At 59.7% G+C, this 22126-nt stretch carries 20 protein-coding genes; 7 read left to right on the top strand and 13 right to left on the bottom strand.

The window, feature by feature from the left end; translation table 11 throughout:
• Positions 1 to 138 precede the first annotated feature (138 nt).
• From EDE09_RS10380 to EDE09_RS10325, 12 genes are all read right to left on the bottom strand, one after another.
• Positions 139 to 1869 carry an ABC transporter substrate-binding protein gene (locus tag EDE09_RS10380; RefSeq protein WP_132410228.1) on the bottom strand — a complete coding sequence of 577 codons (1731 nt, stop codon included), beginning with the start codon at positions 1867 to 1869 and terminating at the stop codon, positions 139 to 141.
• Positions 1870 to 1945: 76 nt separating this feature from the next.
• Positions 1946 to 2227 carry a DUF2160 domain-containing protein gene (locus EDE09_RS10375; RefSeq protein WP_105371225.1) on the bottom strand — a complete coding sequence of 94 codons (282 nt, stop codon included), beginning with the start codon at positions 2225 to 2227 and terminating at the stop codon, positions 1946 to 1948.
• Positions 2228 to 2242: 15 nt separating this feature from the next.
• Positions 2243 to 3070: a carbohydrate ABC transporter permease gene (locus tag EDE09_RS10370; RefSeq protein WP_132410226.1), complete on the bottom strand. Its 828-nt coding sequence runs from the start codon at positions 3068 to 3070 to the stop codon at positions 2243 to 2245.
• Positions 3071 to 3083: 13 nt separating this feature from the next.
• Complete coding sequence (locus EDE09_RS10365; RefSeq protein WP_105371227.1) at positions 3084 to 3950, bottom strand: sugar ABC transporter permease; 867 nt, start codon at positions 3948 to 3950, stop codon at positions 3084 to 3086.
• A gap of 4 nt (positions 3951 to 3954) precedes the next feature.
• Entirely contained in the window at positions 3955 to 5025 is a 1071-nt protein-coding gene (locus EDE09_RS10360; protein ID WP_132410224.1) for an ABC transporter ATP-binding protein, read from the bottom strand.
• Between the two features lie 14 nt (positions 5026 to 5039).
• Positions 5040 to 6116: an ABC transporter ATP-binding protein gene (locus EDE09_RS10355; RefSeq protein WP_112797667.1), complete on the bottom strand. Its 1077-nt coding sequence runs from the start codon at positions 6114 to 6116 to the stop codon at positions 5040 to 5042.
• Positions 6117 to 6158: 42 nt separating this feature from the next.
• On the bottom strand, positions 6159 to 7673 hold the full coding sequence (gene glpD, locus EDE09_RS10350; RefSeq protein ID WP_132410222.1) for a glycerol-3-phosphate dehydrogenase: 1515 nt from the start codon (positions 7671 to 7673) through the stop codon (positions 6159 to 6161).
• Positions 7674 to 7782: 109 nt separating this feature from the next.
• Complete coding sequence (locus EDE09_RS10345) at positions 7783 to 8556, bottom strand: DeoR/GlpR family DNA-binding transcription regulator (RefSeq protein ID WP_105371230.1); 774 nt, start codon at positions 8554 to 8556, stop codon at positions 7783 to 7785.
• A 93-nt stretch (positions 8557 to 8649) separates the two neighbouring features.
• The gene (pdxA, locus tag EDE09_RS10340) at positions 8650 to 9621 is read right to left on the bottom strand and encodes a 4-hydroxythreonine-4-phosphate dehydrogenase PdxA (protein WP_132410220.1); all 972 of its coding nucleotides are present in this window, start codon (positions 9619 to 9621) and stop codon (positions 8650 to 8652) included.
• A gap of 28 nt (positions 9622 to 9649) precedes the next feature.
• A complete protein-coding gene (locus EDE09_RS10335) occupies positions 9650 to 10783 on the bottom strand; it encodes an iron-containing alcohol dehydrogenase (RefSeq protein WP_132410218.1) in 1134 nt (377 codons plus the stop codon).
• A gap of 178 nt (positions 10784 to 10961) precedes the next feature.
• Entirely contained in the window at positions 10962 to 12155 is a 1194-nt protein-coding gene (locus tag EDE09_RS10330; protein ID WP_132410216.1) for an exo-alpha-sialidase, read from the bottom strand.
• A gap of 14 nt (positions 12156 to 12169) precedes the next feature.
• Positions 12170 to 13078 carry a dihydrodipicolinate synthase family protein gene (locus EDE09_RS10325; protein ID WP_112797657.1) on the bottom strand — a complete coding sequence of 303 codons (909 nt, stop codon included), beginning with the start codon at positions 13076 to 13078 and terminating at the stop codon, positions 12170 to 12172.
• Positions 13079 to 13350: 272 nt separating this feature from the next.
• Between EDE09_RS10325 and EDE09_RS10320 the strand changes: the two genes are divergently transcribed.
• The 7 genes from EDE09_RS10320 (at position 13351) to EDE09_RS10290 (ending at position 20967) form a co-directional block, all read left to right on the top strand.
• The gene (locus tag EDE09_RS10320; protein WP_112797652.1) at positions 13351 to 15000 is read left to right on the top strand and encodes an ABC transporter substrate-binding protein; all 1650 of its coding nucleotides are present in this window, start codon (positions 13351 to 13353) and stop codon (positions 14998 to 15000) included.
• A 199-nt stretch (positions 15001 to 15199) separates the two neighbouring features.
• Positions 15200 to 16156, top strand: a complete 957-nt coding sequence (locus EDE09_RS10315) for an ABC transporter permease (protein WP_105371235.1) — start codon at positions 15200 to 15202, stop codon at positions 16154 to 16156.
• A 2-nt stretch (positions 16157 to 16158) separates the two neighbouring features.
• Entirely contained in the window at positions 16159 to 17118 is a 960-nt protein-coding gene (locus tag EDE09_RS10310) for an ABC transporter permease (protein WP_132410214.1), read from the top strand.
• The gene (locus EDE09_RS10305) at positions 17115 to 18122 is read left to right on the top strand and encodes an ABC transporter ATP-binding protein (protein WP_132410212.1); all 1008 of its coding nucleotides are present in this window, start codon (positions 17115 to 17117) and stop codon (positions 18120 to 18122) included. The genes EDE09_RS10310 and EDE09_RS10305 overlap by 4 nt, the downstream gene beginning before the upstream one ends.
• The gene (locus tag EDE09_RS10300; protein ID WP_112797646.1) at positions 18122 to 19111 is read left to right on the top strand and encodes an oligopeptide/dipeptide ABC transporter ATP-binding protein; all 990 of its coding nucleotides are present in this window, start codon (positions 18122 to 18124) and stop codon (positions 19109 to 19111) included. Before EDE09_RS10305 ends, EDE09_RS10300 begins: the two co-directional genes overlap by 1 nt.
• Positions 19111 to 20181 carry a four-carbon acid sugar kinase family protein gene (locus EDE09_RS10295; protein WP_132410210.1) on the top strand — a complete coding sequence of 357 codons (1071 nt, stop codon included), beginning with the start codon at positions 19111 to 19113 and terminating at the stop codon, positions 20179 to 20181. Before EDE09_RS10300 ends, EDE09_RS10295 begins: the two co-directional genes overlap by 1 nt.
• Positions 20182 to 20190: 9 nt before the next feature.
• Positions 20191 to 20967 carry a FadR/GntR family transcriptional regulator gene (locus EDE09_RS10290; RefSeq protein ID WP_162712284.1) on the top strand — a complete coding sequence of 259 codons (777 nt, stop codon included), beginning with the start codon at positions 20191 to 20193 and terminating at the stop codon, positions 20965 to 20967.
• Here the strand turns inward: EDE09_RS10290 and EDE09_RS10285 are convergent.
• Positions 20957 to 22120 (bottom strand): CapA family protein, encoded by a 1164-nt coding sequence (locus EDE09_RS10285; RefSeq protein WP_132410208.1) that lies wholly within the window; start codon positions 22118 to 22120, stop codon positions 20957 to 20959. The two genes, EDE09_RS10290 and EDE09_RS10285, sit on opposite strands and share 11 nt — an antisense overlap.
• Positions 22121 to 22126 lie beyond the last annotated feature (6 nt).

Below are 22126 nucleotides of genomic sequence, written 5' to 3'. Positions count from 1 at the left end.
AGAATTGATCAAGCAATTCGTCGTTTTCACGACACCGAGGACCGTTCCGCGAGATTGCGTCTCCTCTTTCAGACAAAACAAATTGTCCTTCCCGGGCGACCGGGAAGGACAATTTCGCGACGGATCTGAAAGCTGCCTCTACTTGGTTGCTTTCGCCCAGCTCTTGACGAGTTCGTCATAGTTGACCGTCAGAGGCTTCTCTTTCTCGTTTGCAACCTTCAGCTGCGGTGCGAGGTTACCCTTCGCCACGGCATCCTTGTTCCAATATTCGAGGTCATGCTCTTCGGCGAGCTTCGGACCCGCATCGCCTTGAACGCCGGCGCGTTCGAGACGCTGCAGAACCTTCTCCTGTTCGGCACAAAGCGAGTCCATTGCTTCCTGAGCGGTCTTGGCGCCGGAGGACGCGTCGCCGATCGCCTGCCACCACAGCTGGGCAAGCTTCGGATAGTCAGGAACGTTTGTACCGGTCGGCGACCATTGCAGGCGCGCCGGCGAGCGGTAGAACTCGATCAGGCCGCCGAGCTTTGGCGCACGGTCGGTGAAGGACTTGTGGTCGAGTGTCGACTGGCGGATGAAGGTAAGGCCAACATGGCTCTTCTTCACGTCGACAGTCTTCGATGTAACGAACTGCGCATAGAGCCAGGCGGCCTTGGCGCGGTCGTCGGGCGTGGATTTCATCAGCGTCCAGGAACCGGCATCCTGATAGCCGAGTTTCATGCCGTCCTTCCAGTAAACGCCATGCGGTGACGGAGCGAACCGCCACTTCGGCGTGCCGTCCTTGTTCACGACCGGCAGGCCTTCCTTCACGAAGTCCGCGGTAAAGGCCGTATAGGTGAACATCTGCTGGGCGATTTCGCCCTGCGACGGCACCGGACCGGATTCAGAGAAGGTCATGCCCTGGGCAGCCGCCGGCGCATAGGCCTTCATCCAATCGAGGTACTTCTGGATCGAGTAGACGGCCGCAGGACCATTGGTGTCGCCGCCGCGTGCGACGCAAGAGCCGACCGGACGCGACTTCTCATCGACCTTGATACCCCACTCGTCGACCGGCTTGCCGTTCGGGATGCCCTTGTCGCCGTTGCCGGCCATAGAGAGCCAGGCGTCGGTGAATCGCCAGCCGAGCGATGGGTCCTTCTTGCCGTAGTCCATATGGCCATAGACTTTCTTGCCGTCGATCTCGCGGCCGGTGAAGAACTCGGCAATATCTTCGTAGGCCGACCAGTTGACCGGCACACCGAGATCATAGCCGTACTTGGCCTTGAAGTCCGCCTTGTTCTTCTCGTCGTTGAACCAGTCGTAGCGGAAGAAGTAGAGGTTGGCGAACTGCTGGTCCGGAAGCTGATAGAGCTTGCCGTCCGGTGCAGTGGTGAAGGACTTGCCGATGAAATCGTCGATGTCGAGGTTGGGGTTGGTGACGTCCTTGCCTTCCTTCGCCATGAAGTCGGTCAGGCTGCGCGCCTGCTGATAGCGCCAATGGGTGCCAATCAGGTCGGAGTCGTTGATGTAGGCGTCATAGATGTTTTCGCCCGACTGCATCTGCGTCTGCAGCTTTTCAACCACGTCGCCTTCGCCGATCAGGTCGTGGGTGATCTTGATGCCGGTGATGGCCGTGAAAGCCGGCGCCAGCACCTTGGATTCGTATTCATGTGTGGTGATCGTTTCCGAAACCACCTTGATGTCCATGCCGGCGAAAGGCTTCGCCGCATCGATAAACCACTGCATTTCCTTTTCTTGCTCGGCGCTGGAAAGCGTCGACATGTCGCCGATTTCCTTGCCCAGAAACTGTTTGGCTTCGTTCATGCCCGCGAAAGCCGAACCCGTCATTGCCAGCAGCATTGCCGCTGTTGTCGTCATAAGATGCCGTCGCATGATATCCTCCCAGAGTTTGCGAGTGCACGTTCAGTTAGAAGATGGCCGGTACATCCGGACACCGTATCAGCTTGCCTCAGACAAAGCGGAAAACGCCGATTGCGTAAACCACGGCTATGGCAAGAGCCCACCACAGGTTGGGACCAATCAGTCCCAACCATGCGAGATGAATGAATGCCGCCCCGAGCAGCGAAATGAACAGCCGGTCTCCACGAGTCGTCTCGAAGCGGAGAATCCCTACGCGCGGCGAACCGCCTGGAGCGAAATATTCCCAAACGCTCATGCCGATCAAAAGCGCGAGGATCGACAGGAAAAACAGCGCCGTCGGCAGCGTCCAGGCCATCCAGGAAAAGGTCATAGGTAATTCTCCTCCTCAAACGCGGCCGAGCGCAAAGCCCTTGGCGATGTAGTTGCGGACAAAATAGATCACCAGCGCTCCCGGAACGATGGTCAGAACGCCTGCCGCGGCCAGCACCCCCCAGTCCATGCCGGCGGCCGAAACCGTGCGGGTCATGATGGCGGAGATCGGCTTTGCGGCAGTTGTCGTCAGCGTGCGAGCGAGCAGGAGCTCGACCCAGGAGAACATGAAGCAGAAGAAGGCGGCAACGCCGATCCCCGACGCGATCAACGGCATGAATATCTTCACGAAGAACCGCGGGAAGGAATAGCCGTCGATATAGGCCGTCTCGTCGATCTCCTTCGGCACGCCCGACATGAACCCTTCCAGGATCCACACCGCCAGCGGCACGTTGAACAGGCAATGGGCGAGAGCGACCGCAATGTGTGTATCGATCAAACCGAAAGCCGAATAGAGCTGGAAGAACGGCAAGGCGAAGACTGCCGGCGGAGCCATGCGGTTCGTCAGCAGCCAGAAGAAAAGGTGCTTGTCGCCCAGAAAACGGTAGCGGGAAAACGCATAGGCAGCCGGCAGCGCGGCCGATACCGAGATTATCGTGTTCAGCACGACATAGATGATGGAATTGATATATCCGTTGTACCAGGACGGATCGGTAAAGATCACGCTGTAGTTTCTAAGCGTCGGATTTTGCGGCCAGAGCGAAAAGGCACCGGTGATTTCCGCGTTTTCCTTGAAGCTCATATTGATGAGCCAGTAGATCGGCAAAAGCAGGAAGAGGATGTAAAGGGTCGATACGAGCCAGGAGAGGTTTCCGGCAGGCTTAAATTTGGTTGTCTCGGCCATTGGCGCTCTCCCCTCAACCGTTCGCGTCGCTGCTGGTCATCACGGTATAGAAGATCCATGAGAGCAGCAGGATAATGAGGAAGTAGATGATCGACATGGCGGCCGCCGGTCCGAGGTCGAATTGCCCGACAGCCATCTTGACCAGGTCAATCGAAAGGAAGGTGGTCGAATTGCCAGGACCACCACCGGTCACGACAAACGGTTCGGTATAGATCATGAAACTGTCCATGAAGCGCAGCAGTACAGCGATGAGCAGTACGCGTTTCATCTTCGGAAGCTGGATGTAACGAAATACCGACCAGCGCGACGCACCGTCGATCTTGGCCGCCTGGTAATAAGCGTCGGGAATGGAAACGAGACCGGCATAGCAGAGCAGCACGACGAGGCTGGTCCAGTGCCAGACATCCATGACGATGATCGTGATCCACGCGTCGAGAGGATCGCGGACGTAGTTGTAATCAACACCCAGGGCCCGCAACGTATAGCCCAGCAAGCCGATGTCGACACGGCCAAAGACCTGCCAGATGGTACCGACGACGTTCCAGGGAATGAGCAGCGGCAGCGCCATCAGCACAAGGCAGACCGGCACGCCAATGCCGCTTTTGGGCATGTTGAGCGCGATGAAAATTCCGAGCGGTATCTGCAGGGCGAGAATGACGAAGGAGAAGAACAGGTTGCGCTGCAGTGCCTCCCAAAAGCGATCGGAATGCAAAATCTCCAGGAACCAGTCGGTGCCGGCCCAGAAGAACTCGTTATTGCCGAACGTGTCCTGTACCGAGTAGTTCACCACCGTCATCAGCGGGATGACCGCTGAAAAGGCGACAAGCACGAGAACCGGCAGGACCAGAAACCACGCTTTATTGTTCCATGTCTTTTGCATGAGTTCAGGCCTCCCTGCCGACGCGCCAGGAATTGGCGTAGATATTGATGGCTGCGGGATCGAAGGTGATGCGCGGCTCTGCCGGAATCTCGGCATCCTCGGATGCGACGATGGCGATCCGCTGGCCCTGGAAATCCGCCCGGACGATCCTTCGACGCCCGATGTCTTCGATACGGTTCACCGCAACCGGCATGCCCTCCCGGCCAATGCGAATGAATTCCGGGCGAATGCCAAGCTCGGCGCGGTCGCCGGCATTGATCTGCGGGGAATAATCAAGAGCGATCGTCTCGCCCCCGACGACGACGGTCGAGCCTTCGATGCGTGCCGGCATGACGTTCATGCCCGGAGAGCCAATGAAATAGCCGACGAACGTGTGGGTCGGACGCTCGAAAAGCTCGGCAGGCGTTCCGATCTGGACAATCTGGCCGTCATACATGACCACCACCTTGTCGGCGAAGGTCAGCGCCTCCGTCTGGTCGTGCGTGACGTAGACCATGGTGAAACCGAATTGCTTGTGCAGCCGTTTCAACTGCGAGCGCAGCACCCATTTCATATGCGGGTCGATGACAGTGAGCGGTTCATCGAACAGGATAGCATTGACGTCATTTCGGACGAGACCCCGGCCGAGCGAAATCTTCTGCTTCTGGTCGGCGGTCAATCCCTGGGCCTTGCGCTTTGCCCATCCCGAAAGATCGATGATCTCCAGCATCTCGCGAACGCGCCGATCGACTTCCGCCTCGGGCACTGCACGGTTGCGCAAAGGGAAGGCCAGGTTGTCGTAGACCGTCATCGTGTCATAGATGACCGGGAACTGGAAAACCTGCGCTATATTGCGGGCCTGGGTTGACAGATATGTCACATCCTTGCCGTCGAACAGAATGCGTCCCTCGGACGGTTGAAGCAGTCCGGAAATGATGTTCAACAGGGTTGTCTTGCCACAGCCGGATGGCCCAAGCAGCGCATAGGCGCCGCCGTCATTCCATTCGTGGTGAACTTCGCGCAGCGCATAGTCCTTTGGAGACTTCGGAGCGGAACCGTAAGCGTGGCGAATATGATCGAGTGTGATGCGAGCCATAGTTTTCCTCCCGCCTAGGCCACGGCATTGACGGCAATGGCCCGGCCGTCGCTGCCAAAGGCCATCAGGTGACGCGTGTCGAGGAAAAGGTCGACTTGCGTATCCGGATCGATCTCGTGAATGCCCGCCGCCAGCATGATCCAGCGCGCGCCATTATAATCCAGATGCACGAAACTCTCCGAACCGGTGATTTCGGAGATCTGCGTGACCGCCTTCAATGGTGCGGCATCCTCCGTTTGCCGGGTAAGTCCCAGATGATGAGGATGAAAGGCCACCGTCATCGCTCCGTCCGGGATTTCGGACAGATGTGAAGGGACGGGCAAGCGGTCGACATCCTGGTGGCGAAAGACGGCGCCGGACTTGATCACGTCGATGAAATTGAGCGGTGGATCGGCAAATGTCTTGGCGGTCACGAGATCCGCGGGCCTGCGATAGACGTCTATCGTCTTTCCGAACTGCGTCACCCGTCCCTCGGAAAGTGTCGCCGTATTGCCGCCGAGCAGGAGCGCCTCCGAGGGCTCAGTCGTAGCGTAGACGAAAACGGCTCCCGACTGGGCAAAGATCTTCGGCAACTCCTCGCGCAATTCCTCGCGAAGCTTGTAATCGAGGTTGGCAAGCGGCTCGTCCATCAGGACGAGGCTGGCATTTTTGACGAGCGCACGAGCCAGTGCAGTTCGCTGCTGCTGCCCACCGGAAAGATTGAGAGGCGTACGATCGAGATAGGGCGTGAGCTTCAGGAGTTCCGCCGCCTGGCGCACGGCCTTGTCGATCGATGCGGAATCCTTGCCCGCGATGCGCAGTGGCGAGGCTATGTTTTCGTAGACGGTCAGAGCCGGATAGTTGATGAACTGCTGATAGACCATTGCCACGTTGCGCTCTTGCACGCGCACGCCTGTGACATCGGCGCCGTCGAAGAAGACCGAGCCGCTCGTCGGCCGGTCGAGGCCGGCCATCAATCGCATCAGCGATGTCTTGCCCGCCAGCGTCGGCCCGAGCAGGACATTGAGCGTGCCTCGTTCAAAGGCAAGATCGGTCGGGTAGATATGATAATCTCCCGCCACCATCTTGGCCACGTTTCGCAATTCCAGCATTCAGGCTCCCGTGCCTCCTCGCAACGGGGACCACATGCCTGCCTAACCGACCATTCTTGCCGGTATGGCAGCCATGTACTCCTCCAAAGATTTCGCTTCTTGTTCGGTAAGACGCAGTCCTTCCTTGGTCCTGCGCCAGAGTACATCCTGCGCCGTCATCGCCCATTCTTGATCGACGAGATAGCGCACTTCCACTTCATAAAGATTGCTGCCGAAATGACGGCCAAGCCCCTCGGCACCATTCACGCCATCAAGGATGACCTGCGCCTTCGTTCCGTAACGGCGCACCAGGCGGCGGGCATGCCCTTCGCTCAGGAATGCGTGGCGCTGCATAAGCCGTTTGACCTCGGCCTCATAGGCGTCGACGGCAAAATCACCACCTGGAAGACGGCTATCGGCGGTCCAGGACTGTCCCTTGGTTCCAATAGCCTCACCGATCTTCTCCAATGCATGTTCCGACAGGCGCCGATAGGTGGTCAGCTTGCCGCCGAACACATTGAGCAAGGGCGCGCCGTTCTCCAGGTCGAGCTTCAGCACATAATCACGGGTGGCTTCCTGGGCCTTCGAGGCACCGTCGTCGAAAAGCGGGCGCACGGCCGAATAGGTCCACACGATATCACCCGACGTGACGGGCTCGCGAAAATATTCACTGGCCGCCTTGCACAGATATTCCGTCTCCTCCTCGGAAATGTGTACGTCCTTGGGGTCGCCATGGTAATCACGGTCGGTCGTGCCGATCAGCGTGAAATCATCCTCATAGGGTATGGCGAAGATGATGCGGTTGTCGGGATTCTGAAAGAAATAGGCTCTCGGATCTTCGAATTTCTTCCGCACCACAATATGGCTGCCCTGGACGAGGCGGACGTTGTGGGCCGCATTCTGACCGAAGGCGGAGCGTATCACGTCATCGACCCAGGGGCCTGCGGCATTGATGAGCATGCGCGTCTGATGCGATTGCGTCCGGCCCGAGACGACATCGACGGTGTCGACGGTCCAGATCGAGTTCTCGCGCCTGGCAGCCACGACCTTCGTGCGCGGCAGGATAAGCGCGCCACGGTCAGCCGCATCACGCGCGTTGAGAACGACCATGCGGGCATCGTCCACCCAGCCGTCGGAATATTCGAAAGCCTTGGTGAAGAGCGCCTTGAGGGGCTTGCCTGCCGGATCGGTCCGCATGTCGAGGACAGCCGTCGGAGGCAACCGCTTGCGCCCGCCCAGGTGATCGTAAAGAAAGAGGCCCATGCGAATGAGCCAGGCCGGCCTTATCCCGCCCTTGTGATAGGGAAGGACGAAACGCATCGGCCAGATGATATGCGGCGCCATCGCCCAAAGCACCTCGCGCTCCATCAGCGATTCGCGCACCAGCCGAAATTCGTAATGCTCGAGATATCTCAAACCGCCGTGGATGAGTTTGGTGGCTCCCGAAGACGTCCCGGAGGCAAAGTCATCCATTTCCGCAAGCGCGACCGAATAGCCGCGCCCAACGGCGTCGCGGGCTATGCCGCACCCGTTGATGCCGCCGCCGATCACGAAGATATCGTGGATAATCTCGCTCATTCTCCCCCACTTCGAGTCGCCACCAAGGAGCGCCTCGACTTTTTCGAAAGCCATTCCATTAAGAACGAAATTTTCCGAATGTCAAACGAATGTCAAATGCACCAAAAGATTATTGGTTTTCTTTCGCCGTCTCAATGATGGTAACACCACTCTGTTGGCAGATATCGCGGATTGAAGGAGAGTCGCATTGATCGGTGATAAAGGTATGAACCTGGGAAATTTGTGCGATGCGCACAGGAGCTGTGCGCTCGAATTTCGTCGAGTCCGCGACCAGGATGACATGACGCGCGTTGGCGATGATGGCCTGCGCTACCTTCACCTCCCGGAAATCGTAGTCCAGAAGGGCGCCATCCGAATCGATCGCCGAAGCTCCGATCACCGCGAAATCCACCTTGAACTGACGAATGAAATCAACTGCCGCTTCTCCGACGATACCGCCATCGGATTGGCGCACGACGCCGCCGGTGATCACCACTTCGATGTCGTCAAGTAGGCGTAAGCGATTGGCAACATTTATGTTATTGGTGATCACCATCAATTCCTGATGGTGATCCAGAGCTTCCCCGACGGCCTCCGTCGTCGTACCTATATTGATGAAGAGGGAGGCATTGTCGGGAATGAGCCCGGCCGCGGCGATACCGATCGCCTGCTTTTCGGCAGCGGCGATCTGGCGGCGCGCATCATAGCGCACGTTCTCCGTTCCGCGCGGGAAGGTGGCCCCGCCGTGGATACGCGTCAGAAGCTGCGCCGCGCAAAGATCGTTGAGATCCTTGCGGATCGTTTGCGGCGTCACCTGGAATTCGCCCGCCAGTTCCTCGACAAGCACCCGCCCGGCGGACTTGGCCAGTGCTACGATTTTCGACTGACGTTCGGTTAGATGCATATGAACCCCCAATATTTTCATCTTGGGCCGAAATGCCTTCGATCGCAAGGGCTCACATTTCAGATTGCCAGCCAGCGAGGCCGCAGAGTGCCGTCAGGCATGGGCTCCGGCGATCAGCCGAGCATAGGAAATCGCCGACAGCATGTTGACATGGTTCGCCTTTCCGGTTCCGGCGATGTCGAAGGCGGTGCCGTGGTCGACGGAGACGCGATCGATCGGAAGGCCGAGCGAAACGTTCACCGCGCTGTCGAAAGCGACCAGCTTGATCGGTATGTGGCCCTGGTCGTGATACTGAGCGACGACAAGATCAAAGGCACCGTTATAGGCACGCGCAAAGACCGTATCGGCCGAGATGGGTCCCACCACGTCAATGCCCTTTGCACGGGCCTGCTCGACGGCTGGGGCCAGGAACTCGGTGTCTTCGGTACCGAAAAGTCCGTTTTCGCCGCAATGCGGGTTGAGGCCTGCAACTGCGATACGGGGCGCCTTGCCGATGCGCAGGAAATGCTGATGGCCGGCCATGATCGTCGCTAGAACGCGTTCGGTCTTGGCGCGTTCGATCGCGCCACGCAAGGAAACGTGGGTGGAGACATGAATGGTGTTGAGACGTTCGGAGGCGAGCAGCATGAACGAACTCTTCGATCCGGTAAGGTGCGCCAGCAGCCCGGTATGGCCATCGTAGTGATGGCCGGCGAGGTTCATCGCCTCCTTGTTGATCGGAGCCGTCACGATGCAGTCAACGGCGCCTGACAGCGCCAATTCGACTGCCCGGCGGATGTAGCGGACTGAAGCGTCGCCGGCAGCAGCATCCACCTTGCCGATCTGCGGCAGCCTGCCCTCTATCGGCACTTCGTCCACAAGAATCGCGCCGTCCTTCGGCGTTGGCGAAAACAACAGCGAAGTGCCGCAAGCACTGTTTGCCCGCCGCAAGGCTTCTTCGGAACCGACGACGGTGAAACTTCTCCGCTCCGCTTCCGGCAAGGCATTGAGAGCCTTGACGATCACCTCCGGCCCGACGCCTGCCGGGTCGCCCAGCGTGATCGCGATACGCGTGTCCTTGCTCATTTCCGGATGCCTTTCCATTTCGTGCCGTTCAATAAGCCGCCTCGTAGATCGCCAATATATCGGCGCGCGACATCTCACGGGGATTGTTGTCGAGCAGGCGACGAATGGCAAAGGCATCGTCAGCCATGGCGCCCAGATCCGCCTGCGGCACGCCGACCTTCGACAGCTTCATCTCGATGCCGAGCGAAGCGCAGAAAGCATGTGCCGCCTCGTAGACGGAGCCCACCGTGCCGGATTGGGAAAGTCCAAGAGCCTCGAGCACGGCTGCGGTCTTTTCCGGGACGGCCGGCGTATTGAAGGCGAGAACATGCGGGAAAATCAATGCATTGGCTGCGCCATGGGCCATATGCCAGCGCGTTCCGAGCGGATAGGCGAGCGCGTGGCCCGCGGCAGTATTGACCGGCCCGAGGCAGTATCCTCCGTAAAGCGAGGCAAGCGCCAGCCCGGCGCGCGCTTCGGCATCCTGGCCGTCGGCGACCGCGCGGGCCAGATAACGGCCGACCAGACGCACGCCCTCGATCGCATAGAGATCGACCGCGGGATGCGACTTTCGGTTCGTAAAAGCCTCGACGCAATGCGCCATGGCGTCGACACCTGTCGCGGCGGTTATCGCCGGCGGCACCGTGAACGTCAGCGCCGGGTCGATGACGGCGATATCCGCCAGCATGTGGATGCTCTCGACCGCCAGCTTGCTCTTCGTGCTGGGGTCGGTAACGAGGGCCCGAATGCCTGCCTCGCTTCCGGTGCCGGCGGTCGTCGGCACCTGCGCCAAAGCCGCCCTTCCTGGCGCCGCGATCTTGCCGGCACCCACCACATCTGACAGCTTTTGCCCCGAACCCGCAAGCGCGGCGGCGAGTTTGGCCAGATCCATGGCGCTTCCACCGCCGAAACCGATGATAAGATCAGCGTCCGCCGCATCTGCCGCAGCCAGCACGCGCTCAAGATCGCCGGTATCTGGCTCGGCACGAACCTCGCCGAATACACTCACCTTACCCGGGAGACCAAGCAAGGCGATACGCGGCGCGTTGAAAGCGTCCGAAACGACAAGGATACGCCTGCACCCCCGCGCACCGGCCCAAGCGCCAAGACGCTCCGCCGTCCCGATTCCGAATTCGATCACGGGCGGTCGGATCATCGAGATCGGCGTGCTCAACATGCTCATCGGCTTACCCTCCTCCAGCGGTGCAGTGAATGACTTCCGCCAATATATGTAAAGTTGTTATCCGTGTCGCGTAAACTTGACAAGCAGCAATGAGATTTTTGGCGAAGCGTCCCTTCATAACGGCACCAAAACGCGACCTCAGCACACGTCGACTGCCGGTGGTCCGCCTCCGAACTTGTCATTCCTTGAAGAACGATGGCTCCAGGCGGACGTATTTGATTGCGCGGCGGAAATAGGTGTAGGCGATATGAAGAGCACCATCGGGGCCCTCAACGATGGAAGGATAGGAGAACTCGCGGTTCAGCATGTCCGTCGAATTGTTGCTCAGACAGTGGCCGTCCCCCGTGTCGAGGTCGAAGCGCACCGCAAACGTCCTGCCGCCGTCGCTCGACATCGCCAGGCTCAGGGGCGCACGCGGCACGCCCCAGACTGCGCCCTTGCGATCTGCAACAGCGGTTGCCGGGATCGCCCCCGCATCTTCAGAACCTTCGATCTCGTCATAAAGCGAATGGCGGCGCGCATCCGATGTTTGCGCATTGCTGTGATTGTAAACCATTGCAATTCTTCTATCATTCAGTCTTGCGGCCTGGATGGACGAATTGTTGTTAGGAAGCTCTGTCGGTTCCGGAGCGCTCCAGGTGAGCCCACCGTCGTCTGAATGGCTCCGCAATACCTGCGTGGCGAAGCGGTTGCGATAAAAGGCCACCATGTCGCCGCCGCTCAACGGGACGATGTTCATATGGACTGCGCCGAGGCTTCCGGGCACTTCCGCCATATCCCAGCTGCTACCGCGATCCTTGGAAACCAGCACCGCGGCCCTGTCGATATCGCCGGTCCACCGGCGCCCCGCCTCGCTCAGGCAACGGAAGACCGGCAACAGCCACGCGCCGTCACCGTTGACGACGAGTGGCTGGCGTATGAATGTGCCCGGGATCTCACAGAGAATGTCGGGCGCGGAGAACGTGAGTCCGCCATCCGTGGAGACGCGTTTCTTGACAACTGCTCCATCCTGATTCCCGGATGTCTGCGACGTATAAAGCAGCCATATCGTCCCGTCGGGGGATTGAAACAGCAAGGGATTCTGCTCCGACCGCAAGGGATCGTCGCTCAGTTTTTCGGGTTTCGACCATGCGGCTGCTCCGGGCAAAAGCCTCGACATGTAAACGGAGATATCGCCCATCCCTTCCATCGTGCCGCCAAACCAGACACAGGTAAGCGTCCCATCGGCAAGAAAGGCCAAATTGGCGGCATGGTTCTGAACGCATGGGGAAGGCAGATATGCGTCAGCACGATCGGCGACGCTATCGCTTGGGGCCAATCTTCCGGTCATCAGAGCTGGGACTTCTGCGGGGTCGAGAGCTGTCGTGGTCATGGCACGTCCAAGGTTCACGGAAGTCTTGAATAATGGGCGGAAAGCTCGGAGAGCTCGGCATCGGTCAACGGCATCAACGGGGCGCGGGTGCGACGCCAGGCGCTTTCGTTTCGCTTCAAACCGACCATCGCCTTGATGGTTGGAATCTGGACATAGGAATTGGAAAGCGACCGATAGGCATTGATGCGAGCCTGGGCAGCCTCAACCTCCTCGGTCTTGGCTATATCCGCGAACTGGTCGTAAACGACCCGTAGCGAGCCGGCCACCAGATTGGAAGTGGCGGTAATGCAACCCGCCCCCCCCGATTTCAGCAATGGCAACATGAGCGGATCGGCACCAGCCAAGACGGAAAAATCCGGAAGGGCTACGGAAATTGCCTGCATGTTGGTCAGATCGCCAGAGGAATCCTTGATCCCTACAACCACCTGCGGAAAAGCCTCAACGAGGCGCTTCAAAAGTGCCAGGGAGAGCGGCACCCCCGAGACCTGGGGGATATTGTAAAGAATGACGCGAAGCCTGGGGTCGCCGATCTTCTCGATGATCTGCGCATAGGCCGCAAACAAGCCATCGTCGCTTACGCCCTTATAATAAAACGGAGGCAGCATGACGACCGTACTGACGCCGCAGGATAAGGCATGCAGGGTCAATTCGACCGTGTCCGCCAGACAAACCAGTCCGGTGCCGGGCATCAATGTGCCCGGTTCGATGCCAGCGGCAATGGCGGCTTCAAGGATCGCTCGACGTTCGGCAATGGAGAAGGAGTTCGCCTCCCCCGTCGTACCAAGCAGAGCTATGCCGTGGCAGCCCTCGGAGAGCAGCTGCCTGCAATGGCTCGAGAACAACGCGAGGTCCGGTGAACCATCGCCATTCAGTGGCGTCGCGGCCGCACAGAACACGCCTCTTACGACCTGCTTGTTTAACATGTTCTCCTCCCATCGCGGCAACCGCGTATCCAGCAGGGACAACGCCCGCGTCTTTCCCGTTTTCTCCCTCGAAACCCTGGCAGTTGTCAACAAACAAACCACCTTGAGCTCGTTTGTTTTCCAACAAAACTTTGAATTAAAAGAAGTTTTTCTGGCATTTCCAAATTCGACGGCAAAACCATCAGAAAATTATTGACATATTTACAATATCGCGGGAGTGTACGTCATCAACGGCCAGGAGGAACGGCCGGGCATTCTATTGGGAGGTAGGGATGACGAAAGCAGCAGCGGGTCCGGCACATTCAGCGCAAGTGTCCCGGCGGGATGCATTGAAGCTTGGTTTGGGGGCGACCATCGCGGCATCGGTGTTCGCCGGCAGCGCCCGTATTGTGATCGCACAGGAAGGGCAGATCCTCAAGGTCGCAAATCCGGCTTTCAACCAGGATTGGTCTCCGCTGCGCGGCGGCGGCGTTCCCTATCGCTGGAATTCCATCTGGTGGGCATCGCCGATGTATTTCGATGAGAAGGGCGGGATTCATCCCTATGTCTTCACAAGCTGGACCCCGTCTCAGGGCGGTAAGGTCTGGACTTTCAAGATCGATCCGAAGGCCTCCTTCTCCGACGGCAGCAAGATCACATCTGAGGATGTCAAAGGGTCCTGGAACGTCTCGGCCATGCCGAACACCAAAAACCAGCGGGCCGATCAGGTGTTGAGCAAGGTCGCAGGTTATGGTGAAGTCAGCAATGGCAAAGCCACCGAGCTTTCCGGCGTGGCCACTCCCGACGCCGGGACAGTCGTCGTGACGCTTTCGGAAGCCGACCCCATATTCTTCATGCGCGTTGCAAACCATATCGCGCCCATTACCAAGGCGTCGCAATCGCGCGGCAGTGACGGCGAGGAGATCCAGGATTGGTACATGCCCGACCAGGATGCCGTCTATTCCGGACCGTTCAAACTCGTGGAAATCGATCTCGACGCCGGCAAGCTTGCTTTTGAGCCCAATGAGCATTTCTTCGGACCGAAGCCGAAGCTTGCGCGCATCGAGATCTCCTCCATCGAAGACAACATCACCGCAACCTCCCTGATCAAGTCGGGGGAGTTCAACGCCCATACCGAGCTCATTACCTCAACGATCGTACAGGATCTGGGGGCTGAATTTTCCGCCGGTCCATTGATCCCGACAAGCCAGCATTTCTGGTTCAATACGTCCCGCGCGCCGATGGACGACCCGAAGGTGCGCCAGGCGCTGATCATGGCTGTCGACCGCGATGGCCTCTTTAAGGCGTCGTATCCCGACGGTCCTCACAAGAAGACGGACCAGGTGATCAATTCAGTGCCGGGGGCGGACAATTCCGGTTTCGAACCTTATCCGTTCGATCCAGCCGCTGCCAAAAAGCTGTTGTCGGAATCGAAATATGGCGGTCCCGAGCGCCTGCCGAAACTCCTCTTTGTCGGCGTCTCCGGGCCGGCCATCGAGGCGGCGGCGCAATTCATAGCCGAACAGTGGCGCCAGAACCTCGGCATCACGGCCGTTGACATGAAGCCGCAGCAGGATGCCTATGCCGGCCCCGATCAGAATGCCGTGCAGATCTTCCGTGACGATGTCGGCACCCGTGTTCCGGATGCCGTCTCCTACCTGCAGGGTTCAATCGCCTCCACCTCTTCCAACGCGCAGAACAAGCTTGGAGGCTACAAGAACCCCAAGGTCGATGCGGCACTGGCCGAGGCCTCGACCAAGGCGGCCGACGATCCGAAGCGCATCGCGCTTGCGCAGGAGGCACAGAAGGCTTTCCGCGAAGACTGGGCCTTCATTCCCTGGTATGCTCAAGCCATGTCGCGCTGGGCCACCAAGGAGGTCAAGGGTATCGACAAAAACCTTGACTGGCAGGTTGCACGGCCCTGGGAAATAACCATCGCCTGAGGCAACCCGGAAAGGCCCGAAGGGCTGATCCCGACCCGGCAGGAATGCGATGCGCAGTATTCAGTTCGCGCATCGTTTTCCTGCGGCAAATCGGAAATTCAAACTTGTTCCGCACACATCTGGAGGCTGCGGAAAGACGGCATGAAAGCGTCAGGAAGCCTTTGCCGGCGACCGGCCCATGCGGGAGGGAAACTCGGCGATGCTGCGTTACGTTGCGACACGATTTGCAATCTGGATCCCATCGGTCCTGCTGGTCATGCTGGCGGTCTATGCGCTCGCCTTTTATGGTGCCGGCGATCCCATCAAACTCATCTTCCTGCGCGCACCGGGCGACGTCGCCTATAATCCTCAACGTATCGAGGCAATCCGCGAGAGCGCCGGCCTCAACAAGCCCTTTATCGAGCAGTTCGGCTACTATGTGTGGAACCTCCTGCAGGGAAAGTTCGGCAACTCCCTCACCTCTGGCCGCTCGGTCTGGGCGCTGGTGAAGGCTGCTGCGCCGGTTTCCTTCCAGCTTGCCCTCTGTTCCATCGTCCTGACCGCAGTCGTCGCGATCCCGCTTGGCATGATTGCTGCGCTCAACCAGAATACCCGGACCGATTACGCCATTCTGGGATCTGCGCTCTTCCTGTGGGCAATCCCTGCCTATGTCGCAGGGCCGCTGTTGATGGTGGCCCTCATCGTCCTCTTCCCGGGCGCGAAAGTGCCTTATGGCTGGGGCGGCGTGTTTGACATGCGCATCCTCCTGCCGCTTTTCGTGCTCTCCTTCCAGCCGATCGCGCTCATCATCCGCCAGACGCGCGCTGCAGTCATCGAAGTGCTGTCGGAGGATTTCGTGCGGACCGCACGTGCCAAGGGCGTGCCGGAGATGATGGTGGCGTTGCGCCACATCCTTCGGCCGGTGCTGACGCCGGTCGTGACCCAGCTCGGCCTTATCATGATCACCATCGTCAATGGGGCGATCTTCGTGGAGCTCGTTTTCGGCCTGCCCGGTCTTGGACGCCTCACCGTGCAGGCGCTGATCAATTCGGACTATCCGGTGATTCTGGCGGTCACCTTGATCGGATCCTTTCTGGTGATGATCTCCAACCTGCTGGTCGACATCCTCTATCCGCTGCTTGACCCGCGCGCCAACGATTCCAAAAGGAGCCGCTGACGATGACGCTCGTTGAAACCAATCCCGCCGTCTGCGAGGAGGATCGGCCGGTCAACCTCTGGCGCGATGCCTGGCACCGGCTGAAACGCAACAAGCTGGCGATCTTTGGCCTCGGCATTGTCGTGCTGCTGGCCTTCGTGGCAATTTTCGGTCCCTATCTCACACCCCATGACTTCCTGAGCCAGGACCTACAGGCCCGCAACCAGGCACCTTCGCTCGCTCATCTTTTCGGCACCGACGACCTCGGCCGCGATGTCTTCAGCCGTGTCGTCTATGGCACCCGAACTGCCTTCCTGGTCGCCATCGTCGTCACGGCAATCGCGCTTTTGATCGGCACGACCTTGGGCGCTGTCGCCGGTTTCTTCGGCGACCCCTATGACCGTGTCATCATGTGGCTGACGGACATGACCATGTCGGTGCCGAACCTGCTGCTCGTCGTGGTCATCAACGCATCGCTGAAGACGCCGATCGCACGTTGGATGGAAGCCCAATACATGGCGACGCTCAATCCCTTCTATCGGGAAACGATCTGGATCGATTTCTTCCTCGTTTTCGGCTCGATGGCGATGATCTCCTGGCCGCCTTACGCGCGCCTCGTCCGCGCCCAGGTGCTGTCGATCCGAAGCCGGCCCTACATCACTGCTGCCATGGCGCTCGGGCTGTCGAACCGCATCATCATGATGCGCTATGTCGTGCCGAATGCGCTCGGACCGCTGATCGTCTCGGTCAGCGCCGGCCTCGGCACCGCCATGGTCCTGGAAAGCGCCTTTTCCTTCCTCGGCGTCGGTGTGAACCCGCCGACGCCGAGTTGGGGCAACATGATCTCCGATGGACTGCGGGTCTGGCAACATCATCCTCACCTGCTTGCCGCCCCCGCCGCCGTGCTCGGCCTTGCCTCCGTCGCCTTCTCCTTTCTCGGCGATGGCCTGAACGATGCTCTCAACCCGCGAGGTACGAAGTGACAGCTCAGGACACCAAAGAAAGACTGCTCGACGTGAAGGGCCTGACCGTGGAAATCGACGGCCGCCGCGGTCCGGCCGTGGTAGTGGACGGAATCGACCTTCATGTCACGAAAGGCGAGACGCTCGGCGTCGTCGGCGAATCCGGTTGTGGCAAGAGCCTCACCATGCTCAGCCTCATGCGGCTCCTCCCCAACAAGATCAAAGTGACGAGTGGTTCTGCCGATTTCGATGGGCAAGACCTGCAGAAGATGTCGGCGCGGGCGCTGCGCAAGGTGCGAGGCGGCGACATCGGTTTCGTCTTCCAGGATCCGATGACATCCCTCAATCCGGTCATGAGGGTGGGCGACCAGATCTGCGAACCGCTCCTTTATCATCGCGGCATGTCTCGCCAGGATGCCCGCAAAAGGGCTGTCGAACTTCTGCGGCTCGTCGGTATTCCAGGCCCACAGGAACGCCTGAACGCCTATCCGCACGAACTCTCAGGCGGCATGCGGCAGCGGGTGATGATCGCGATCGGCCTGGCCTGCGAGCCAAAGCTGCTGATCGCCGACGAGCCAACGACGGCGCTCGACGTGACGATCCAGGCCCAGATCGTCGATCTTGTGAAGCAACTTCGCTCCAAACTCGGCATGTCCGTCGTTTGGATTACTCATGATTTGGCCTTGATCGCCGGCCTCGCCGACCGCGTTGTGGTGCTTTATGCCGGCACCGTGGTTGAGGATGCACCGGTCGACGCGCTTTTTGCCAATCCGAGTCATCCCTATACACGCGGCCTGCTGGCCTCGATCCCGACGCTGTCAGATTCGCCGGCGGCGCGGTTGAGCTCAATCGGCGGTACACCGCCTGAACCGGGGCGGCGCCCTTCCGGCTGCCCTTTCGCGCCGCGCTGTCCACTCGCCATGGATATCTGTCGTAGAGATGTGCCCAAACTGGAACCCATTTCCTCTGAGGGCAGCCATCGCGCCGCCTGCTTCGCCGTCCAGAAAGCCCTGAAGGCCGCATGATGAATGTCGAACCCCTGCTCAAGGTCGAAAACCTCGTAAAGCATTTTCACGTGCGTCTCGGCGCCTTTGGCGAAAGGACGGCGACTGTCCACGCACTCGATGACGTCAGCCTCGACATCCAACAAGGGGAAACGCTGAGCCTCGTCGGCGAGTCCGGCTGCGGAAAATCAACGACTGGCTTCACCATCTTGAACCTGCATCGCGCCAGCGGGGGACGGGTGATCTACAAAGGTCAGGACCTGACCCTGCTCGATGACAAGCGCATGCGACCCTTCCGCCGTGATTTGCAGATCGTTTTCCAGGACCCCTATTCGACCCTCAATCCACGCATGACTGTCGGCGAAGCCATCGGCGAACCGATGCTTTTTCACAAACTTGCGGCCAAGACGGAACTGAATGACAAGATCGCCGCACTTCTCCAGGATGTCGGCCTGCCGTCCCGTTTCGCCTCGCGTTACCCGCACGAGCTTTCCGGCGGCCAGCGACAGCGCGTCGTGATTGCCAGAGCATTGGCTTGCCAGCCAAAATTCATCGTCTGCGACGAAGCGATCTCGGCGTTGGACGTTTCGATCCAGGCACAAATCATCAACCTCCTGCTCGACCTGCAGGAAAAGTACGGACTCACCTATCTTTTCATCGCCCACGATCTAGCGGTCGTGCGTCATATCTCGACCCGGGTCGGGGTCATGTATCTCGGCCGTCTGGCGGAACTGGCGCCGCGCGACGCGCTCTTCGAGACGCCGCTTCATCCCTACACGAAAGCGCTGTTGTCGGCTGTGCCGGAAGCTGACCCGCTGAGGGAACGCAATCGAAAGCGCCAGATCCTGGAAGGCGACGTTCCAAGTCCTCTCGATCCTCCGTCCGGCTGCCGGTTTCATACACGCTGCCCGATCGCAGCAGACGTTTGTACCAAGATCGTCCCGGAATGGAAGGCAGCCCGTCCCGGCCATCTGGTTGCCTGCCATGCCGTCAACCCGAGTTCAGCATAATGGGCCTGGAAGTCGCAATCATCGCCGATGATCTGACGGGCGCGCTTGATACCGGCACGCCGTTCATCGGAGCGGGATTGACTGTCTCCGTGGCAGTCGACGTGGAAAATATATCGGCAGCGCTCAGGGACGCACCGGATGTCCTGGTCGTCAATACTGCATCAAGGGCCATGCCGGCTCCACAGGCGGAGCAGACCGTGCGTCGAGCCGCCAAGACGATCACCGCGGCGAGCCCCTCCTTTGTCTTCAAGAAGATCGATTCTCGCCTTAAAGGACATGTCGCCATTGAAAGCGAGGCGATCGCCGATGTCCTTGGTTATGACAAGCTCGTCGTAGCTCCTGCCGTCCCCGATCAACATCGGTTTACACACGGGGGTTCGGTCGTCGGTCGTGGCGTGGAGACGCCATTGCCAATCCTGCCGCTCTTTATGGGTCCCGGCGTGGAACTCTACATCGCCGATGCCGAAACCGACGCTGATCTCGACCGGATCGTCGCCCAACTCGACGGCAAGACCCTACTCGTGGGAGCGCGTGGCCTCGGCCTTGCTCTGGCGCGCAGGCTTTGCCGGAGCCGTCCTGATACCAGCCTTTTTTCCCCCACCGCAGCCACCCTGTTTGCAATCGGCTCGCGCGACCCCATCACTATTGAGCAGATGAAGGCCCTGGAGGCCTGCGGGCGGCTGAACGGGGTGCTCGACGCTCCGGGCGGCGTTCTTTCTGTACCACCTGAAGTGGCTCTGCCGGTTCTGATCCGCTGCTGCGGCGAGATCATCGAAGACGCTGCTGCGGTCGCCGTCCGTTTCGCCCGACAGGTCGGCAACATCGTCGAACGAACGAAGGCCGATACAATCGTAGCCGGCGGCGGCGACACGGCCCATGCGCTTTTGCGCGCTTTGGGCGTTGGCGTGCTGTCGCCGAAAGGTGAGATCGAGCCGGGTTTTCCATGGTGCGAACTGGTTCTGCAGGACGGCCGGCCGATACGATTGGCGGTCAAATCGGGGGGGTTCGGATCGCCGGAAACTCTGATAAAAGCGCTTGCAAATCCACCTGAAACAAGGCGGAGCTTATGATGGGACCAAATGGCAGATCGATTGGCTGAAGGATTGAGCAAACAGGCGCGGCCAGTGGCACAGGGGAAACCGGACCGGGCCCGGTCGGTCAAACTTGTGGATCGGGTCGTCGACCAGCTCCTCGATCGTATCCGCACCGGAAACTATGCGCCGGACTCCAGGCTTCCCGGCGAACATGAACTTGCCGCGCTGCTCGGAGTGTCGAGACCTGTCGTGCGCGATGCGTTGAGCCGGTTACGCGACCAGGGGATGATCTATTCGCGTCAGGGGGCGGGCACCTTCGTCAGCGCCCAGGCGTCCAACACAGCCCAGCTCGCCTACTCCCCGGTCAAATCGATCGCCGATATCCAACGGTGTTATGAATTTCGCCTGACCATCGAGCCGGCCGCCGCCTATTTTGCGGCGCAGCGGCGAGACAAAGCAGCAATCGACAGGATTGCCGAAGCACTTGCCGAATTGCGGGAGGCGACAAGCCACCAGCTGCACAGAGTGGAGGCGGACTTCAACTTCCACAGGGCAGTTACACAGGCCGCGAACAATCATTTCTATACCGCCTCGATGGAGGCGTTGAAGGCACATATCGCTGTCGGCATGCATCTGCACGGTCTTTCTTTGATGGGCGCACGCCCTGGCCTGCAGCAGGTTTACGAGGAACATCAGGAAATCTTTCAGGCCGTCAGCGAGGGTCGCGCCGAGGACGCGCGTGACCTCATGCGAAAGCACCTGGAAGGTTCACGTGACCGCCTGTTCGAAGGCCGTGTTCTGGATCTGTCGCTCAAGCCTTGAGAGGCTTTATCCGATGATAGTCGGCGGGAGAAATCTCTCGACAAGCAATATTCGCAATCTCCTGGGCTTCCGCACCTTCGAGAGGTTCGGGCGCTCTCGCTAACCCGCCATCCGCGGGGCGGCCGACCGCAATCGGCAGGATTTCCAGCCGCTGGCATTCACCGTTGGCAGAAAGCTCCAGCCGGATTGCCGCGCTGCGCCATACATCAACATCCCTTTGCCGATAGCTCTCCGCTCGCCGGGTGTGAAATACGAAGTTACCGAGCCCCGGAATGATGGCGCGGCCACGATGAAAGTGTATGGGCTGCATGACCGGTGCGCCCGTACCGAGGATCAGATCCGCCCCCTCATCAATCAGGCCGCGAAAAAGGTCGAGCAGCCAGGGCGGGGTTTGGGACCAGGCCGCATCCCAGTGGTGGCCATGAATTGCCACGGCAATGCAGCAGCCGTTGGATTTGGCGATTGCCATGCCAGCTATAAGGCGTTGCATGTCTCCCTCGTCCGCCGCCCAGACAGCCTTGATCTCATCACCCGCGGTGACCGGCGTGCCAAAGACTTCTACCCCTTCGCAAAGCCCGGAACGGTAACCGACAGAGGCGCGGGCAGCCTCGCGTGCATCGTCGCCAAGCGCCGTCACAATCCGTGCTAGCACCGCAAAGTCGGCCAGTGGCATCGTCACCGACCGCCTGACCCGCAGCGGTGCGATGCCGGCACGGTCGGCGGAGGCGTAATTGATGTCCGGCTGCGGCCCGAGGTCGACGGAAAAGACCGCCAGCGACCGATCCGGATCGCCGACTACCACTGGCGCTGCTGCCTCGTCGATATTCGCACCGCTCCCGGCAAGCCGCAAGCCGGCAGCATTTGCAGCCGAGCGCGTCGCAAGGATTCCGGGCGGGCCAAGATCGAAGGCATGGTTGTTGGCATGCGTCACCGCATGGAAACCGAGGCTGCGCAGCGAACTCAACGCCGCGGGAGAGGCCAGATGCAGCGTCTTCGTTTTCGTCGGCCAAGCGCCCATCGCCTCAACCGTCGCTTCCAGATTTCCGAAGGCGACATCCGTCTTGAGAAAGTCCCGCACCTCAGCCTGTCCTCGACCTGAGAGATCGAGCGGACCATGGATGAGGATCTGGCCCGTGACACCGACGGAAAGCATGTTCCG

Origin of the sequence: Neorhizobium sp. S3-V5DH (assembly GCF_004343065.1) — a bacterium.
In the GTDB taxonomy this organism is placed as follows: domain Bacteria; phylum Pseudomonadota; class Alphaproteobacteria; order Rhizobiales; family Rhizobiaceae; genus Neorhizobium; species Neorhizobium huautlense.
This window is presented reverse-complemented; position numbering and strand designations above follow the sequence as displayed.

Excerpts from the sequence above, each read along its gene's own strand:
- EDE09_RS10380 (WP_132410228.1), bottom strand. The coding sequence starts at position 1,869 with ATGCGACGGCATCTTATGACGACAACAGCGGCAATGCTGCTGGCAATG.
- EDE09_RS10375 (WP_105371225.1), bottom strand. The coding sequence starts at position 2,227 with ATGACCTTTTCCTGGATGGCCTGGACGCTGCCGACGGCGCTGTTTTTC.
- EDE09_RS10370 (WP_132410226.1), bottom strand. The coding sequence starts at position 3,070 with ATGGCCGAGACAACCAAATTTAAGCCTGCCGGAAACCTCTCCTGGCTC.
- EDE09_RS10365 (WP_105371227.1), bottom strand. The coding sequence starts at position 3,950 with ATGCAAAAGACATGGAACAATAAAGCGTGGTTTCTGGTCCTGCCGGTT.
- EDE09_RS10360 (WP_132410224.1), bottom strand. The coding sequence starts at position 5,025 with ATGGCTCGCATCACACTCGATCATATTCGCCACGCTTACGGTTCCGCT.
- EDE09_RS10355 (WP_112797667.1), bottom strand. The coding sequence starts at position 6,116 with ATGCTGGAATTGCGAAACGTGGCCAAGATGGTGGCGGGAGATTATCAT.
- glpD (WP_132410222.1), bottom strand. The coding sequence starts at position 7,673 with ATGAGCGAGATTATCCACGATATCTTCGTGATCGGCGGCGGCATCAAC.
- EDE09_RS10345 (WP_105371230.1), bottom strand. The coding sequence starts at position 8,556 with ATGCATCTAACCGAACGTCAGTCGAAAATCGTAGCACTGGCCAAGTCC.
- pdxA (WP_132410220.1), bottom strand. The coding sequence starts at position 9,621 with ATGAGCAAGGACACGCGTATCGCGATCACGCTGGGCGACCCGGCAGGC.
- EDE09_RS10335 (WP_132410218.1), bottom strand. The coding sequence starts at position 10,783 with ATGAGCATGTTGAGCACGCCGATCTCGATGATCCGACCGCCCGTGATC.
- EDE09_RS10330 (WP_132410216.1), bottom strand. The coding sequence starts at position 12,155 with ATGACCACGACAGCTCTCGACCCCGCAGAAGTCCCAGCTCTGATGACC.
- EDE09_RS10325 (WP_112797657.1), bottom strand. The coding sequence starts at position 13,078 with ATGTTAAACAAGCAGGTCGTAAGAGGCGTGTTCTGTGCGGCCGCGACG.
- EDE09_RS10320 (WP_112797652.1), top strand. The coding sequence starts at position 13,351 with ATGACGAAAGCAGCAGCGGGTCCGGCACATTCAGCGCAAGTGTCCCGG.
- EDE09_RS10315 (WP_105371235.1), top strand. The coding sequence starts at position 15,200 with ATGCTGCGTTACGTTGCGACACGATTTGCAATCTGGATCCCATCGGTC.
- EDE09_RS10310 (WP_132410214.1), top strand. The coding sequence starts at position 16,159 with ATGACGCTCGTTGAAACCAATCCCGCCGTCTGCGAGGAGGATCGGCCG.
- EDE09_RS10300 (WP_112797646.1), top strand. The coding sequence starts at position 18,122 with ATGAATGTCGAACCCCTGCTCAAGGTCGAAAACCTCGTAAAGCATTTT.
- EDE09_RS10295 (WP_132410210.1), top strand. The coding sequence starts at position 19,111 with ATGGGCCTGGAAGTCGCAATCATCGCCGATGATCTGACGGGCGCGCTT.
- EDE09_RS10290 (WP_162712284.1), top strand. The coding sequence starts at position 20,191 with ATGGCAGATCGATTGGCTGAAGGATTGAGCAAACAGGCGCGGCCAGTG.
- EDE09_RS10285 (WP_132410208.1), bottom strand. The coding sequence starts at position 22,120 with ATGCTTTCCGTCGGTGTCACGGGCCAGATCCTCATCCATGGTCCGCTC.